We start from the raw sequence: 14,013 nt of genomic DNA, 5'->3' as shown, positions 1-14,013 counted from the left end.
GCGCCGCTGTCGGCCGCTGGCCCCGGCGATCACCCTTTCAAGGAAGACCGAGACATGAACATCGCCGGACATGCCGCCATCGTCACCGGAGGCGCTTCGGGCCTGGGCGGGGCGACCGCCGCCCGCCTGGCCAGGGCCGGCGCCAAGGTCACGATCCTGGATCGCAACCCCGACCTGGCGGCCGAGACCGCCGCCAAGATCGGCGGCCGGTTCGCGGTCGCGGACGTCGCCGACGAACAGGCGGTGGCCGACGCCCTGGCCGAGGCCGAGGGCCTGAACGGCAAGGCGCGCATCCTGGTGAACTGCGCCGGCATCGGCCCGCCCGCCAAGGTCATCGGCCGCGACGGCAAGGCCATTCCCCTGGCCGACTTCGTGCGGATCGTCACGGTCAATCTGATCGGCAGCTTCAACGTCCTGTCCAAGTTCGCAGAGCGGCTGCACGACGCCGAAACCGTGGGCGAGGAGCGCGGCGTGATCGTCAACACCGCCAGCGTCGCCGCCTTCGACGGCCAGATCGGACAGGCGGCCTATGCGGCGTCCAAGGCGGCCATCGCGGGCATGACCCTGCCGATCGCGCGCGAGTTCGCCCGATACGGCATTCGGGTGACGACCATCGCGCCGGGCCTGTTCCTGACGCCGCTGTTGGCGACCCTGCCGCAGGAGGCGCAGGATTCGCTGGGCCAGCAGGTGCCGTTCCCCGCCCGCCTGGGCGACCCGGACGAATACGCCCAGCTGGTGGAGGCCATCGTGACCAATCCGATGCTGAACGGCGAGACCATCCGTCTGGACGGCGCCATCCGCATGGCCCCGCGCTGAATCTGATCAGGGAGAAACGGCCATGGCCGAAGCCTATATCGTCGAGAGCCTGCGCACCGCCGGCGGACGCCGCAACGGCCGTCTGGCCGGATGGCATCCGGCGGACCTGGGGGCGGAAATCCTGAACGCCCTGGTCGAGCGCTCGGGCATCGACCCGGCCGCGATCGACGACGTGATCATGGGCTGCGTCACCCAGGCGGGCGAGCAGGCCTTCGCCTTCGGCCGCAACGCCGTGCTGGCCTCGCGTCTGCCGGAATCGGTCCCGGCCGTGACCATCGACCGCCAGTGCGGCTCGTCCCAGCAGGCGGTGCAGTTCGCCGCCCAGGCCGTTCTCAGCGGAACCCAGGACGTGGTCATCGCCGCCGGCGCCGAGAGCATGAGCCGCGTGCCGATGTTCACCAATATGAGCTTTCATCAGGAAAAGGGCATCGGCGAAGGCCCGCTGAGCGCCCGGATCAAGGCGCGCTACGGCCGCGACGTCTTCAGCCAGTTCGAGGGCGCGGAGATGATCGCGCGCAAATACGGCTTCGACCGCGAGGCCCTGGACGCCTTCGCCCTGCGAAGCCACCAGCGGGCCGCCGCGGCGACCGGGGCGGGCGCCTTCGACGCCGAGATCGTGCCGCTTGAAATCCAGACGCCCGACGGCCCCCAAACGCATCTTCGTGACGAGGGTGTTCGTCCCGACGCCACGATGGACAGCATCGGCTCGGTCAAGACCCTGACGGAGGGCGGGGTCGTCACCGCCGCCAACGCCAGCCAGATCTGCGACGGCGCATCCGGCGCGCTGATCGTGTCGGAGGCGGCGCTGAAGCGTTTCGACCTGACGCCGATCGCGCGCATTCACAACTTCACGGTCACGGCGGGCGATCCGGTCATCATGCTGGAAGAACCGATCCCGGCGACGAAGCGCGCGCTGGAACGGGCCGGGCTGCGGATTCAGGACATCGACCTCTATGAGGTCAACGAGGCCTTCGCGCCCGTGCCGCTGGCCTGGCTCCAGGCGCTGGACGCCGATCCCGACCGGCTGAACGTGAACGGCGGCGCCATCGCCCTGGGCCATCCTCTGGGCGCCTCGGGGACCAAGCTGATGTCCACCCTGATCCACGCCCTGCGCGCGCGGGGCGGGAAATACGGGCTGCAAACCATGTGCGAAGGCGGCGGCGTCGCCAACGTCACCATCGTCGAGGCCTTGTGATGGGCGTAACCAGAAGGTTTGCGGGCTGATGGCGATAAGAACCCGCCTGACCGCCCTGCTCGGCATCGAACACCCCGTCGTCCAGGGCGGCATGATGTGGGTGGGTCGCGCCGAACTCGCCGCCGCCGTTTCCAATGCGGGCGGCCTGGGCATTCTGACGGGTCTGACGCCGGGGTCGCCCGATGCGCTGCGTCGCGAGATCGATCGGTGCCGGACCCTGACCGACAAGCCCTTCGGCGTGAACCTGACTATCCTGCCCTCGGTCAGTCCGCCGCCCTATGCCGAATATCGCAAGGCGATCATCGACAGCGGCGTGACCATCGTGGAGACCGCCGGCCATCGGCCCCAGGAACATGTCGAGGACTTCAAGGCCCACGGCGTGACCGTGCTGCACAAATGCACGGCCGTCCGCCATGCGGTCGCGGCCGAACGGATGGGCGTGGACGTCATCTCCATCGACGGCTTCGAATGCGCGGGTCATCCGGGCGAGGACGACATCGCCGGTCTGGTCCTGATCCCGGCGGCCGTGGACAAGGTGGCGATCCCGGTCATCGCCTCGGGCGGGATCGCGGACGGTCGAGGTCTGGCGGCGGCCCTGGCCCTGGGCGCCGAAGGGGTCAATATGGGCACCCGGTTCTGCGCGACGGTCGAGGCCCCGATCCACGACAAGATCAAACAGTTCCTGGTCGCCAATGACGAACGGGCGACGAACCTGATCTTCCGCCAGTTCCACAACACCGGCCGCGTCGCGCGCAACAGCGTGTCGGACGAGGTCGTGGCCCGATCCCTGAAGCCCGGCGCGGTCTTCGAGGACGTTGGCCCGCTGGTCTCGGGCGCGCTGGGGCGCGAAGCCCTTGAGACCGGCGATCTGGACAAGGGGTTGATCTGGGCCGGACAGGTCCAGGGCCTGATCCACGACATCCCGACCTGCCGCGACCTGCTCGCCACGATGATCGCCGACGCCGAAACGATAATCAGCCGTCGTCTGGCCGGAATGCTCGCCGGGGATCATGTCGCCTGATCCATAACTATGCCGAGGCCGAGAGAGGGCCGCTTTCGACACATTCGCCCTGGATGGGGCTGGGTGCAGATCGAGGCGGATGTCTCATCGGTCGGCCTATCGCCGGATGTCGAACCCGCCGTCGCCCAGGGCGGCGTGGACGTCTTCGGCGGAGGCCAGGTTGAAGTCGCCGGGGATGGCGTGTTTCAGGCCGGCGGCGGCCAGGCCGAAGTCCAGCGCCTGTTGATCGGACCAGCCGCTCCACAGACCGAAGAGGACGCCGGAGGCGAAGGCGTCGCCGCCGCCGACGCGGTCGATGACGCCGGTCAGATGGATGGCCTCGGTTCGGGTCTCGATCACCTCGTCGCCGTCGCGGGTCAGCAGGACGGCGGACAGGGCCTGGTCGGCGACGCTGTCCTGAACCCGCAGGGTGCAGGCGATCCGCTCCAGTCGAGGGAAGGCGGCGAAGGCGGCGGCGGCGGCCCGGCGACGACGCTCGGCCGGATCGGGGCTGTCGAACGTCGTCTTCAGCACCAGGGCGAAGTCGCGGTCGTCGGCGAAGGCGATGCTGGCCCCCGCCAGCATCCGGCCCAGGGTCGCGGGCGGATCGCCGTCCCACTGCTCCCACAGCTTGCCGCGGAAGTTGCCGTCATAGCTGACCTTGACGCCCTTGCGGACGGCGGCCTCGATCAGGGCGACGGCGGCGGCCGAGCCGTTGGGGCCGGTCGCGGGCGTGACGCCCGAGGCGTGCAGCCATTCCACCCCGTCCAGCAGCCGGTCCCAGTCGAAGACCGCGTTCACATGCTGGACGAAGGCCGAACCGGCGCGGTCATAGAGAACCTCGGACGGACGCCTGACCGCGCCCGGCGTCAGGAAATACAGCCCCATCCGGCCCGGCGTGAAGACGATGGGGGTGGTGTCGACGCCGTGCTGGCGCACCGCATCGCGGGCCGCGCGGCCCAGGGCGTTGTCGGGCAGGACGGTGGCCATCCGCGTCGGAACGCCGAACCGGGCCAGGGACACCGCGACATTGGCCTCGGCCCCGCCCGGACGCACGGTCAGGGCGGGGGACTGCAGCAGCAGTTCGTTCTGGTTCGGCGACAGCCGCAGCAGCATCTCGCCGAAGCAGAGGATGTGTCTGGATAAGGCGTTCTGGGACATGAGACTAACCGCAGCGGGATCGGATATGCACCTTGCCTGAAGGCGAGACGAGAGCGAACGCCTTCAGTCTTTTGTCGTCATCCTCGCCCTTGTGGCGAGGATCCATACTCCCGGTGGGTCGGCAGAGTGCGCCAACCTTTGAAACCGTGATTATGGATCCTCGGGACAGGCCCGAGGATGACGATTTCCAGATCAGCGCGCCTGCCAGCCGCCGTCGACCGGCAGGATGGCGCCCTGGACATAGTCGGAGGCCCGGCTGGCCAGGAAGACGGCGGCGCCGCCCAGGTCCGAGGGCTGGCCCCAGCGACCGGCGGGGATGCGGCCCAGGATCTCGGCCGACCGCACCGGGTCCTCGCGCAGGGCCTGGGTGTTGGCGGTGGCGAAATAGCCGGGGGCGATGGCGTTGGCGGTAATGCCGTGCGGCGCCCATTCGTTGGCCATCAGCTTGGTCAGGCCCGCCACGCCCGACTTGGACGCCGTATAGGAGGGCACGCGGATGCCGCCCTGGAAGGACAGCATGGAGGCGATGTTGATGATCTTGCCGCCGTCGCCTTGCTTGATGAACAGGCGGGCGACCGCCTGGCTCATGAAGAAGACGGTCTTCAGATTGATGTTCATCACCAGGTCCCAGTCGGCCTCGGTGAAGTCGACCGCGTCGGCGCGGCGGATCAGGCCGGCGTTGTTGACCAGGATGTCGACCCGGCCCATCGCCTCCAACGCCTCGGCCAGCACGCGCTCGACGGGCTCGATGGAGGTCAGGTCGGCGCTGACGGCGTGGGCGCGACGGCCCATGGCCTTCACCCGGGCCACGGTGTCGTCGGAATCGGCCAGGGCCACCGAAACGATGTCGGCGCCCGCCTCGGCCAGGGCCAGGGCGATGCCCTGACCCAGACCCACGTTGCCGCCCGTCACCAGCGCAACCTTGCCCGTCAGATCAAACGGATTGCTCATTGGTTTCCTCGTCCTATCCTGTTTTCTTCGTGAGCTGTCGATCGCTAATGGCGCGCTGGAAACGGGCGTGCCTATGACGTCTGCGATACGCTTGCTGTGGACTTGGTAACCGGTGTCATATTAGGATGCAATGGACTAGGCCATAATCGACATCTGTCCGGTGTTGCGCCGCCACCCTTTTGAGGAATCCCCATCCATGAAGATCGCTCTCATCATCGAAAACAGCCAGGCCGCCAAAAGCGAGACGGTGCATGCCGCGCTGACCGCCGTGGCGAAGCCGCTGGGTCACGAGGTCTTTCACTATGGAATGTATGCGGCCGAGGATAAGGCGTCGCTGACCTATGTGATGAACGGGGTGCTGGCCGCCATTCTTCTGAATTCAGGCGCGGCGGATTTCGTCGTCACGGGTTGTGGGACGGGCATGGGTTCGATGTTGGCCTGCAACAGCATGCCGGGCGTCTTCTGTGGTCTGGTGATCGATCCGACGGACGCCTTCCTGTTCGGTCAGATCAATGACGGCAACGCCATCTCCATGCCCTACGCCAAGGGCTTCGGCTGGGCGGCCGAACTGAACCTGCAGGACGTCTATCGCAAGCTGTTCGACGGCGAGCGGGGGCTGGGCTATCCCAAGGAGCGCGCCGAGATCATGCGCAAGAACCGCGGCGTCCTCAGCGACCTGAAGGCGGCTGCCTGCCACGATCTGCTGACGGTGTTGAAGGCGATGGATCAGGACCTGCTGAAGGCCGCCATCGCCGGCGAGCGTTTCCAGGACTACTTCTTCGCCAACGCCACGGACGAAGGCATCCGCGACTATCTGAAGGGCGTTCTCGCTTCGTCTTCGGCTGTCGAAACGGCGTAGAGTTCACAGGCGCCGGGGGCGAAACGTCGGGATCGACGTATCGCCCCCCTGCGAGGCCCTGAATGGTCAGGCGGCTTTGATGGCGGAGTTTCGCACGATCAAGGTCGGACGGACTTCGGCCTGGTTCAGGCCTGTCGGGTCGAGGCCACGCATCGGCGCCAACAGTTTTTCCGCCGCCATTCGTCCCATGTCGCGGATAGGCAGACGCACAGACGTCAGGTTCGGCCAGACCCTGGCGGCCATGGGGAGATCGTCGAATCCCACGACCGAGAGGTCGCGCGGCAGCTCCAATCCCCGCTCGCGAGCCGCCTGCATGACGCCGATGGCCATATCGTCATTCAGAGTGAAGATCGCGGTAGGCGGCGTTTCCAGAGCCAGCAGGGCATGACCAGCCGCCACGCCTGATTCGAAAGTATAGGCGCCCTTGAAATCATAAGACGGGTCCAGCGGAATACCCCGCTCGGCAAGGGCGTCCAGGAAGCCCTTGCTTCTCACCGCGGAAGACCGAAAGAGGTCCGGCCCGCGCACCAGCCCTATCCGCCGGTGTCCGAGAGACGCCAGATGGTTGGCGGCCTCTGCGGCGCCCATCCCGTCGTTGGTGACGAGCATCGCCTCGGGTTCGTCCAGAGCGACGGAGGCGATGCGGACATAGGGGCAGTCCATTTCGCGCAACAGAGCGATGACCCTCTGATCCTCGGACACCGAAGGGGGCATGATGACGCCGGAAAGGCGCTGACGCTCCACAAAGCCGCGGATGTCGTCGAGCAAGGTCGGCATATCGCGGTTGCAGGGGTGGACGACGAGTTCCAGGCCCGAACCTTTCAGGGCGTCCAGCACGCCCTGCTGCATATTCACTACATAGGTCGGGCTGGGGTTGTCGTAGATGAGGCCGACCAACAGCGAGCGGCGAAAGGCCAGTGCGCGGGCCTGGGGGTCTGGGGTGAAACCCAGCGCCTCAATGACGGCGTTCACCCGCTCGCGCGTGTCCGCCTTGACGAAGGGCGATTGATTGATGACCCGCGAGACGGTTTTTTTGGAGACCTTCGCCTCACGGGCGACGTCGTTGATCGTGGCCCGCTTGCCCGGTTTGCCGGATCGCGGATCGTCTTGAGCCAAGGCCGGCTCCTCCCTTGTCTGAACTCTAGGCATAGCCGCTCGCGACGCGCGACGCCATCGTGAGCCGCAAAACTAGATTGACACCGGTTACCATCGTCGTTTTTATCGACGGGTCTTCACGAGGCCGTTTCCTTGATTTCCACGATTCCCTTTCTGAGTTCCGGGCGATGAACGCGACGGTCGTCACGTCATCCCACCAGCCAGCCAAAAGCACGGAGATCGCGGAGCGATTTGTCGCCGCGCGTCTGGAACGGCGTTCATTGCCTGGGTTTCCAGGGGTCGAACCCCGCGCGATGGCCGAGGCCTACGCCATTCAGGACATCGCCATCGATCTGTTTCCCGATCGTTTGGCGGGATGGAAAGTCGGAGGGGTCGCTGCGTCGCTTCAGGCGACGTTGGGCGTGCATCGCTTGGCCGGCGCGGTGTTCGACCGCAATGTCTGGTTCTATGACGGCCGTGCGCCCACGCTTCTGCCGGTCATCAATGGGGGCTTTGCGGCGGTCGAAGCCGAGTTCATCGCGCGCATCGGCGCCGACGTCGATCCGCTCAAGACGGAATGGACCTTGAACGAGGCGCGGAATGTCGTCGACAAGGTCTTCGTCGGCGTCGAACTGGCCGGCAGTCCGTTGGCCAGCATCAACGACCTGGGACCGACCGTCGTCGCTGCGGACTTCGGCAACAACGGAGGGGTGGTCGTCGGGCCCGAAGTGAAGAACTGGCGCGAACAGATCGACGACATCGCGGTCGAGACGGTCATCAACGGCGCCAGCGTCGGTCGAGGCGGTTCGCGATCGCTGGAAGGAGGTCCGCTGGAATCCGTGCGCTTCCTGCTGGAGCATTGCGCCCGATGGGGCCGCCCCTTGACGGCTGGAACCCTGGTGACCACCGGCGCCGTGACCGGCGTTCATCGCGCGCAGGCCGGCGACGAGGCGGTGTGCATCTTTCGCGGTGTGACGGAGATTCACTGCTCGGTCGTCCCGGCCGACGGCGACTAAACCATCACCGGACGCCAACCTGTCCATCGCCTCGGCGATCAGAGACGGGACGTGTCGAGGAAACATCAGAAACGGGCTGTAAGAGAATGTCAGACGCCTCAGTCGCGCCGCCGATCAAGATCAAGGCGCCGTCACCAGGAAAATATCGCTGGATCATCATGTGGTTGCTGTTCGCGGCCATGGTCATCAACTATGTCGATCGCCAGATGATCGGCTTTCTGAAGCCGACGCTGTCGGGCGAGTTCGGATGGTCGGAAACGGACTATGCGGACATCGTCTTCTGGTTTCAGGCGTCCTATGCGGTGGCCTATCTGCTCTGGGGGCGGATCATGGACCGAATAGGAGCGCGCTGGGGTCTGGGGATCGCGTTCGGCATCTGGCAGATCGGCCACATGATGCATGGCGCCGCCCGTGATCTGTCGCATTTCATGATGGCGCGCATGGTTCTGGGGGTGGGGGAGGCCGGCGGCTTTCCGGGCAGCATCAAGGCGGTCGCCGAATGGTTCCCCAAGAAGGAGCGCGCCCTGGCGACGGGTCTGTTCAACGCCGGCACGAACATCGGCGCGATCGTCACGCCCCTGATCGTGCCGGGTCTGGTTCTGGCGTTCGGGTGGCAGATGGCCTTCGTCATCACAGGCCTATTGGGTCTGATCTGGCTTCCGATCTGGCTTTTGATGTATCGCCGCCCGCGAGAGGTGAGGGGGCTGTCGGCGACAGAACTGGCCTATATCGAACAAGACCCTGCCGACGTGATCGAAAAGGTGAAGTGGACCAAGCTGCTGACGGTCAAGGAAACCTGGGCCTATGCGCTGGGCAAGTTCCTGATCGACCCAATCTGGTGGATGTTCCTGTTCTGGTTGCCGGATTTCCTGGGCAAGACCTATGGACTGGATCTGAAGACGTTCGGTCCTCCCATCGTGGCCATCTATCTGCTCAGCGATGTCGGGTCCGTAGGCGGCGGCTGGCTGTCGTCGCGCTTCATGCATCGGGGCATGAAGCTGAACCGAGCGCGGAAGATCACCATGCTGATCTGCGCCCTGTGCGCGGTTCCAGTGGCCTTCGCAGCCTCCGCTTCGAACCTGTGGGTCGCCGTTGGGATCATCGGCCTGGCCACGGCCGCTCACCAAGGGTTTTCAGCCAATCTGTACGCTTTTCCGGCCGATGTCTTCCCCCGTGCGGCCGTGGGGTCGGTCGTGGGGATCGGCGGCATGTTGGGCGGCATCGGCGGCATGGCTATGGCAAAATACGCCGGCTTCGTCCTGGAAAAGATCGGCACCTATACGCCGATCTTCATCGTGGCCGCATCGGCCTATCTGATCGCCCTCTTGGTCGTGCATCTGCTGTCGCCCAACTATGCGCCAGCCAAGGTCTGAGGACCAAACCTCTTCGTAAAAGCGGAAAGGCCGGGCTCGCAAGCCCGGCCTTTTCGTCGCCTGCAGACGTTTGGCGGGGACGCCCGCGACCGCGAGCGGAAGGAGGCGGGACAGGCGGACGCCAACGGCGCCGCACGGCGATCGGCGCCGTGAAGATCGACATTCAAGGCGCGATGTGCGGCTTAACCGCCCGTGGATCGGCTGAAGACAGCGCGGTCGGGCGACCTATCGCGTGTAGGGCGGCGTCCGCAGGTTCAGGCTTAGGCCCGCGTTGCGTTCGGCGTAGAGGGCGGCCTTGTCGGCGTAGGACGGATCGCTCCAGGCCCATGCCGCGCGCTGCAGCACCTCGTAGATGCCTTCAGTCTCCGCCTTGTTCAGTTCCGGCCAGCGCCATTCCGTTTCGCGACCGGCATAGGCTGCGACGAAGTCGGTCGCGCCGCGCAGCGAACGGCCGTCGTCGGAGCGATAGTTCCACAGATCGACTCCGACGCAACGCGCTTCATCCGCCAGATCGAAAGCGGCGGTCAGCGTCCAGGTCGTATAGTGCAGCGACCGGGTTCGCGTCAGTTCCTTGGGCAGACTGCCGTCCGGTTCGATCTGGGCCGCCAGTCGTCGGGTCTTGGCGCGTTCGGCGACGGCCGCGGCGACATCATCCATTCCGGCGAAGAGGGCGAAATGGGTGATCAGCGTATCGTAATAGAGGCCGTGGTTGTTCTCTGCGGCCCTCTCCTGGCGGCCGATGGGGCTGGTGGCCATCCATTGAACCAGATCGCCGAACCAGTCCTGAAGCGCCTGGTTTTCGTCGGAGGTCAGGGCGCCGGTGGGCGACAGAAGCCCCGCCGCCTCAACCACGCGCATCAGGCGATGGGCGTCAATGACGCCTTCGGCGCGCCCGGATACGCGCCCGGGCACGGCCTGACCGTGATTGAAGTTCGGATTCATTCTCGTGGCGGGGGTCAGGAACCAGGCGCGGATCATGTCTCCGGCCTTGACGGCGTAGCGCGGATCACCGGTGAAATAGCCGGTCAACGCCAGGGCTTGAACATCCTGACTCATCGCCTCCAACCGGACGACGTCGAAGGCGTCGGTGTTCCGCTCCGGGTTGAACTGACCGTCGCGGCGGACATAGGGCAGGCCATCGCGTTTGGAGCGGTCGGGCCACCAATAGGGGCCCATGCTCATATAGTCATGCTTGTCGCCGCTGGCGGGCGTCATCGTCTTGTCGACCACAGTGTAGGGCGCGCGGCTCAAGGCGGCGTCGGCGCGATCCTTCAGAGCGGTCCAGGCCGGCTGCAGCGATGCGTCTGCGCTCAACCTGACCTTGATCGTCGATAGCCAGTCGGGCCGCCACAGAAAGGTCCGTCTTCCCTCGAAAACGGCGGAGTAGCCGGCGGAGCCGTCGCACACGGGGGCCGCGTTGGACTCGACGACAGCAGACTGGGCGGCTGCTGCTTGGGCGGCGCAGGCGGCGACGAGCGCCGTCAACGAGGGGATCAGGCGTTTCATTATGGAAAGTGTCCTGGCCGGCCGTCGCCCAGAAAAGGCGACGGCCGGGTGTTTGCGGTCAGTAGCGGAAGCGAACGCCGAAATAGTACTGAGGATTGCTCTCGCTGACTTCCGTCACGGCGTCGTATCCGGGCTTGAACATGATGTCGCGGGCGTTGGTCACGTTCAACGCCTGAAGCTTCAGTTGGACGTTTCGGTTGATGTTGTAGTTGGCCGATAGGTTCAGAATGCCCGAGCCGCGAACGCTGCGGTTCGTGCTGCTGTTCGGCTTCGAATACTCCGAGCGATAACGGTAGGCGGCCCGAAGCTGAAGACCTGAGCCTTCCCAGAACACCGAGGCGTTGAAGTTGTGACGCGACAGGCCGCGCAGGCCGGCCGGCGCGACATAGGGCGCGACGGTTGACGGGTCTGGGAATTCGAAATCCGCGTCGGCATAGTTGTAGCCGCCGCTGACGCCGAGACCGGACCACAGACCGGGAAGCTGGCTGAAGACGGTGCCGCCCGTGACTTCGAATCCGGTCAACTGACGCTGGGCCGTGTCGTTGGCCGGGGCGACGGCGTTGAACGTCGTTTCCACGCCGTTGGCGATAATCGACGTGGTAAAGGGCTGTACCGCGTCGAAGGAGGCGTTCTTGATCCACTTCTGGTAGATGGCGAACGAGAAGGCGGTGTCCCGATTGAGGTAGTATTCGATCGAGGCGTCCAGATTCCAGCTGTCCAGCGGCTTCAGATTGGGGTTGCCGGTCTGGGAGTTGGCCAGGACGCCCTGGACCGTCGTGGCGGTCGTGTCGGGCTGGGGATTGATGCCGACATTGAAGTCCTCGATCCCGGAACGGGCGATGGAACGCGAAACGCCGAACCGCAGGCGGGTGCGATCACTGAGGTCGAAGTTCACATTGGCGCTGGGCAGCCAGTAGTCATAGGACCCCTTGCCGCGGACTTCGCTGAGGGTGCCCGGCGCCGTCGTGATCGTGGCCGCCGAACCGCCGACCGACGGCGTCACCAGGACCTCCGAGCGATAGCCGCGGGAGTCCACGTCCGTCTTCACATAACGCAGGCCGAAATTGCCGCTGAAGGGCGTGTTGCGCAGTTCCCCGCCGAAGGTCGTCATCAGATAGGCGGCTCCGATCGTCTCCTTGACGTCGATGTCTTCGGGGCCGCGCGAGTCCGCCATCAGGGGATTGGTGTCTCGTCCCGTGTAGGTGCGGAACAGGCAATCGTTGTCGAAGCTGGCCCAAGACCGGACGTTGGTCGTGGACTCGGTCATGAACTCCGAGGCCGGGAAGGCCACCCGGCAGTTCTGGTTGGCCTGGGCCACGAGCTGAGCGGCGGTCAGACCGTCGCGGGCGATAGGAGTGTTGACGTCGCCATTGTTGGCCAGATCGGTCTTGCGCTCATGCTCCGAGTAGCGAACGCCCATGTTCAGAGTGCGGAAAAACCCAGTCTGCGACAGATCGTAAACGCCGTCGAACCGGACCGCAGCAATCTTGTCCCGCCTATCGGTCGCCAGGCGATAACGGGCGTAGTTGGTGTTGGACGCGATCGTGGTCGTCAGGAAAGACGCTGGATTGGTGATGTCGAACCCTCCGAAGTCCACGGTGGGCACGACATCGGCCGAGGCGTCCAACGTATAGGCCACCCGTGTCGGCGACCGCATGTTCGTGGCCTTCTGCGTCTCGGTGCGGTGAGATTCGGAGTAGGACAGATCGCCGGACAGTTGCAGTCGATCGCCGTTCCATCGTCCCGACAGCCCGGCCGCCCGGTATTCTTCATCGCGCAGACGGTTCTCGGTCTGGATTTCCAGATTTGAGTTGCCGCGATAGGAAATGAGCGCGCCTTCGCTGTAACGGCCGCCGTCGCCGATGATGATCGGTTCAATCCCTCGGGCCGCCTCGGTGATCGCCAACTGGTTGCGGTTTTCGAGGCTGGAACGCTTCGAGTATTGCGTGTCCAGCAGGAAATCGAGCCGCTCGGTCGGACGCCACTGCAACGCCCCCATGAAGCCGTCGCGCGTCTCGTCCGTCGCATTCTGCCGGAACGTGCGTGACGTCGTGGCGAAATAGAGCGGGGCGTCCGTCGTTCCGGCGCGCTGCGCCGTGGTCATGCCGCCGCGCAGGCCGCAGTTGAAGCTCGCTCCCGCCGCTGTCTGGGCCGCGGATGTCCCCGTAACGAGGCTGGGGTTCAAAGCATCCGAACTGCAGGGAATGAAGGCGGAGTTGGTGATGTAATAGTCTTCGGGCGACGCCTGATCCTGATGCTGATAACCGAGGCTCACGCCGAAATCGCCGGCGCCCGTGTTCAGCCAACGGTTGGTCCAGGAGACATTGGCTCGATAGCCCAGCCCGTCGCGACCGTTAATCGCCGCGTCCTTCTCCTGATAGACGCCGCGGTACTCGAACTGCAGTCGAGGCTTGGCTTCCAGGGGGCGAATGGAGCGCAATTCGATCACGCCGGCGATGCCGCCGTCCACGAAGTCGGCCTGCTGGCTCTTATAGACCAGAACGCCATTCACCAGTTCCGACGGAAACTGTTGGAAGGCTACCGAACGGTCGGGTCCGGCGGTCGAGACCTCGCGACCGTTGAAGGTGGAGAAGCTGAGCGTCGGGCCAAGACCGCGCACCGACAGTTCGTTGGCGTTCCCCTTGAAGCGGTCGGCGGTGACACCGGTAACGCGCTCCAATGTGTCGCCAACCGAGTTGTCGGGAAGCGAACCGATCTCGTCGTTGACGATGGCGTCGACGATGACCGCGGCGCTGCGCTTGAACTCGATCGAGTTGCGCTGGGTCGCCCGCAGGCCGGTCACCACGACATCGTCGATCTGCGCCTGCCCTTCCTGAGGCATTGGCTGCGGCGACGAATCCGCCTGCTGCGCCATGACGGGAGCGGCGGTCATGGTCAGGGCCGCAGAGGCCAGGAGAATGGTGCGCAGGCGCGGTTTCTGATCGAACATTTGAGTCCCCAGCAGGAGTGTTTCCAGGTCGCACCCGTTCGTCGGGTGTCGTGTCGTCGCAGACGCTAGACTGGAAATGACACCGGTGGCA

General features: G+C 65.3%; 11 protein-coding genes. 6 read left to right on the top strand and 5 right to left on the bottom strand.

From position 1 onward, the window contains the following. Window positions 1–54 precede the first annotated feature (54 nt). Genes SH203_RS07755 through SH203_RS07745 form a run of 3 tightly spaced genes read left to right on the top strand, consistent with a single transcriptional unit; the run spans window position 55 to window position 3,032 of the window. Window positions 55–816 carry an SDR family NAD(P)-dependent oxidoreductase gene (locus SH203_RS07755; protein WP_087120304.1) on the top strand — a complete coding sequence of 254 codons (762 nt, stop codon included), beginning with the start codon at window positions 55–57 and terminating at the stop codon, window positions 814–816. 22 nt (window positions 817–838) lie between these two features. Next, entirely contained in the window at window positions 839–2,011 is a 1,173-nt protein-coding gene (locus SH203_RS07750; RefSeq protein WP_087120303.1) for an acetyl-CoA C-acetyltransferase, read from the top strand. Between the two features lie 28 nt (window positions 2,012–2,039). After that, the gene (locus SH203_RS07745; RefSeq protein WP_087120302.1) at window positions 2,040–3,032 is read left to right on the top strand and encodes a nitronate monooxygenase family protein; all 993 of its coding nucleotides are present in this window, start codon (window positions 2,040–2,042) and stop codon (window positions 3,030–3,032) included. Between the two features lie 96 nt (window positions 3,033–3,128). Here SH203_RS07745 and SH203_RS07740 read toward each other — a convergent pair whose 3' ends face one another. Together SH203_RS07740 and kduD are read right to left on the bottom strand one after the other, a co-directional pair. Further along, window positions 3,129–4,172, bottom strand: a complete 1,044-nt coding sequence (locus SH203_RS07740; protein ID WP_087120258.1) for a sugar kinase — start codon at window positions 4,170–4,172, stop codon at window positions 3,129–3,131. A 192-nt stretch (window positions 4,173–4,364) separates the two neighbouring features. Next, window positions 4,365–5,123, bottom strand: a complete 759-nt coding sequence (gene kduD / locus SH203_RS07735) for a 2-dehydro-3-deoxy-D-gluconate 5-dehydrogenase KduD (protein WP_087120257.1) — start codon at window positions 5,121–5,123, stop codon at window positions 4,365–4,367. 196 nt (window positions 5,124–5,319) lie between these two features. On the opposite strand from kduD, the gene SH203_RS07730 reads away from it, so the two are divergent. Next, a complete protein-coding gene (locus SH203_RS07730) occupies window positions 5,320–5,982 on the top strand; it encodes an RpiB/LacA/LacB family sugar-phosphate isomerase (protein WP_087120301.1) in 663 nt (220 codons plus the stop codon). 66 nt (window positions 5,983–6,048) lie between these two features. On the opposite strand, the gene SH203_RS07725 is transcribed toward SH203_RS07730, so the two are convergent. Then, window positions 6,049–7,098, bottom strand: coding sequence for a LacI family DNA-binding transcriptional regulator (locus SH203_RS07725; RefSeq protein ID WP_234989426.1), 1,050 nt, complete (start codon window positions 7,096–7,098; stop codon window positions 6,049–6,051). 59 nt (window positions 7,099–7,157) lie between these two features. Here SH203_RS07725 and SH203_RS07720 point away from each other — a divergent pair, with 59 nt between their 5' ends. Together SH203_RS07720 and SH203_RS07715 are read left to right on the top strand one after the other, a co-directional pair. Further along, complete coding sequence (locus SH203_RS07720) at window positions 7,158–8,093, top strand: 2-keto-4-pentenoate hydratase (RefSeq protein ID WP_234989425.1); 936 nt, start codon at window positions 7,158–7,160, stop codon at window positions 8,091–8,093. An 86-nt stretch (window positions 8,094–8,179) separates the two neighbouring features. Further along, on the top strand, window positions 8,180–9,466 hold the full coding sequence (locus SH203_RS07715; protein ID WP_087120299.1) for an MFS transporter: 1,287 nt from the start codon (window positions 8,180–8,182) through the stop codon (window positions 9,464–9,466). 225 nt (window positions 9,467–9,691) lie between these two features. Here SH203_RS07715 and SH203_RS07710 read toward each other — a convergent pair whose 3' ends face one another. Further along, window positions 9,692–10,972, bottom strand: coding sequence for an alginate lyase family protein (locus SH203_RS07710; RefSeq protein WP_087120298.1), 1,281 nt, complete (start codon window positions 10,970–10,972; stop codon window positions 9,692–9,694). A gap of 58 nt (window positions 10,973–11,030) precedes the next feature. Further along, entirely contained in the window at window positions 11,031–13,922 is a 2,892-nt protein-coding gene (locus tag SH203_RS07705) for a TonB-dependent receptor (RefSeq protein ID WP_087120297.1), read from the bottom strand. Window positions 13,923–14,013 lie beyond the last annotated feature (91 nt).

Origin of the sequence: Brevundimonas sp. SH203, assembly GCF_002157625.1 — a bacterium.
In the GTDB taxonomy this organism is placed as follows: Bacteria; Pseudomonadota; Alphaproteobacteria; order Caulobacterales; family Caulobacteraceae; genus Brevundimonas.
The sequence above is the reverse complement of the archived record's forward strand: the minus strand, read 5'-3'. Positions and strand labels throughout refer to the sequence as shown.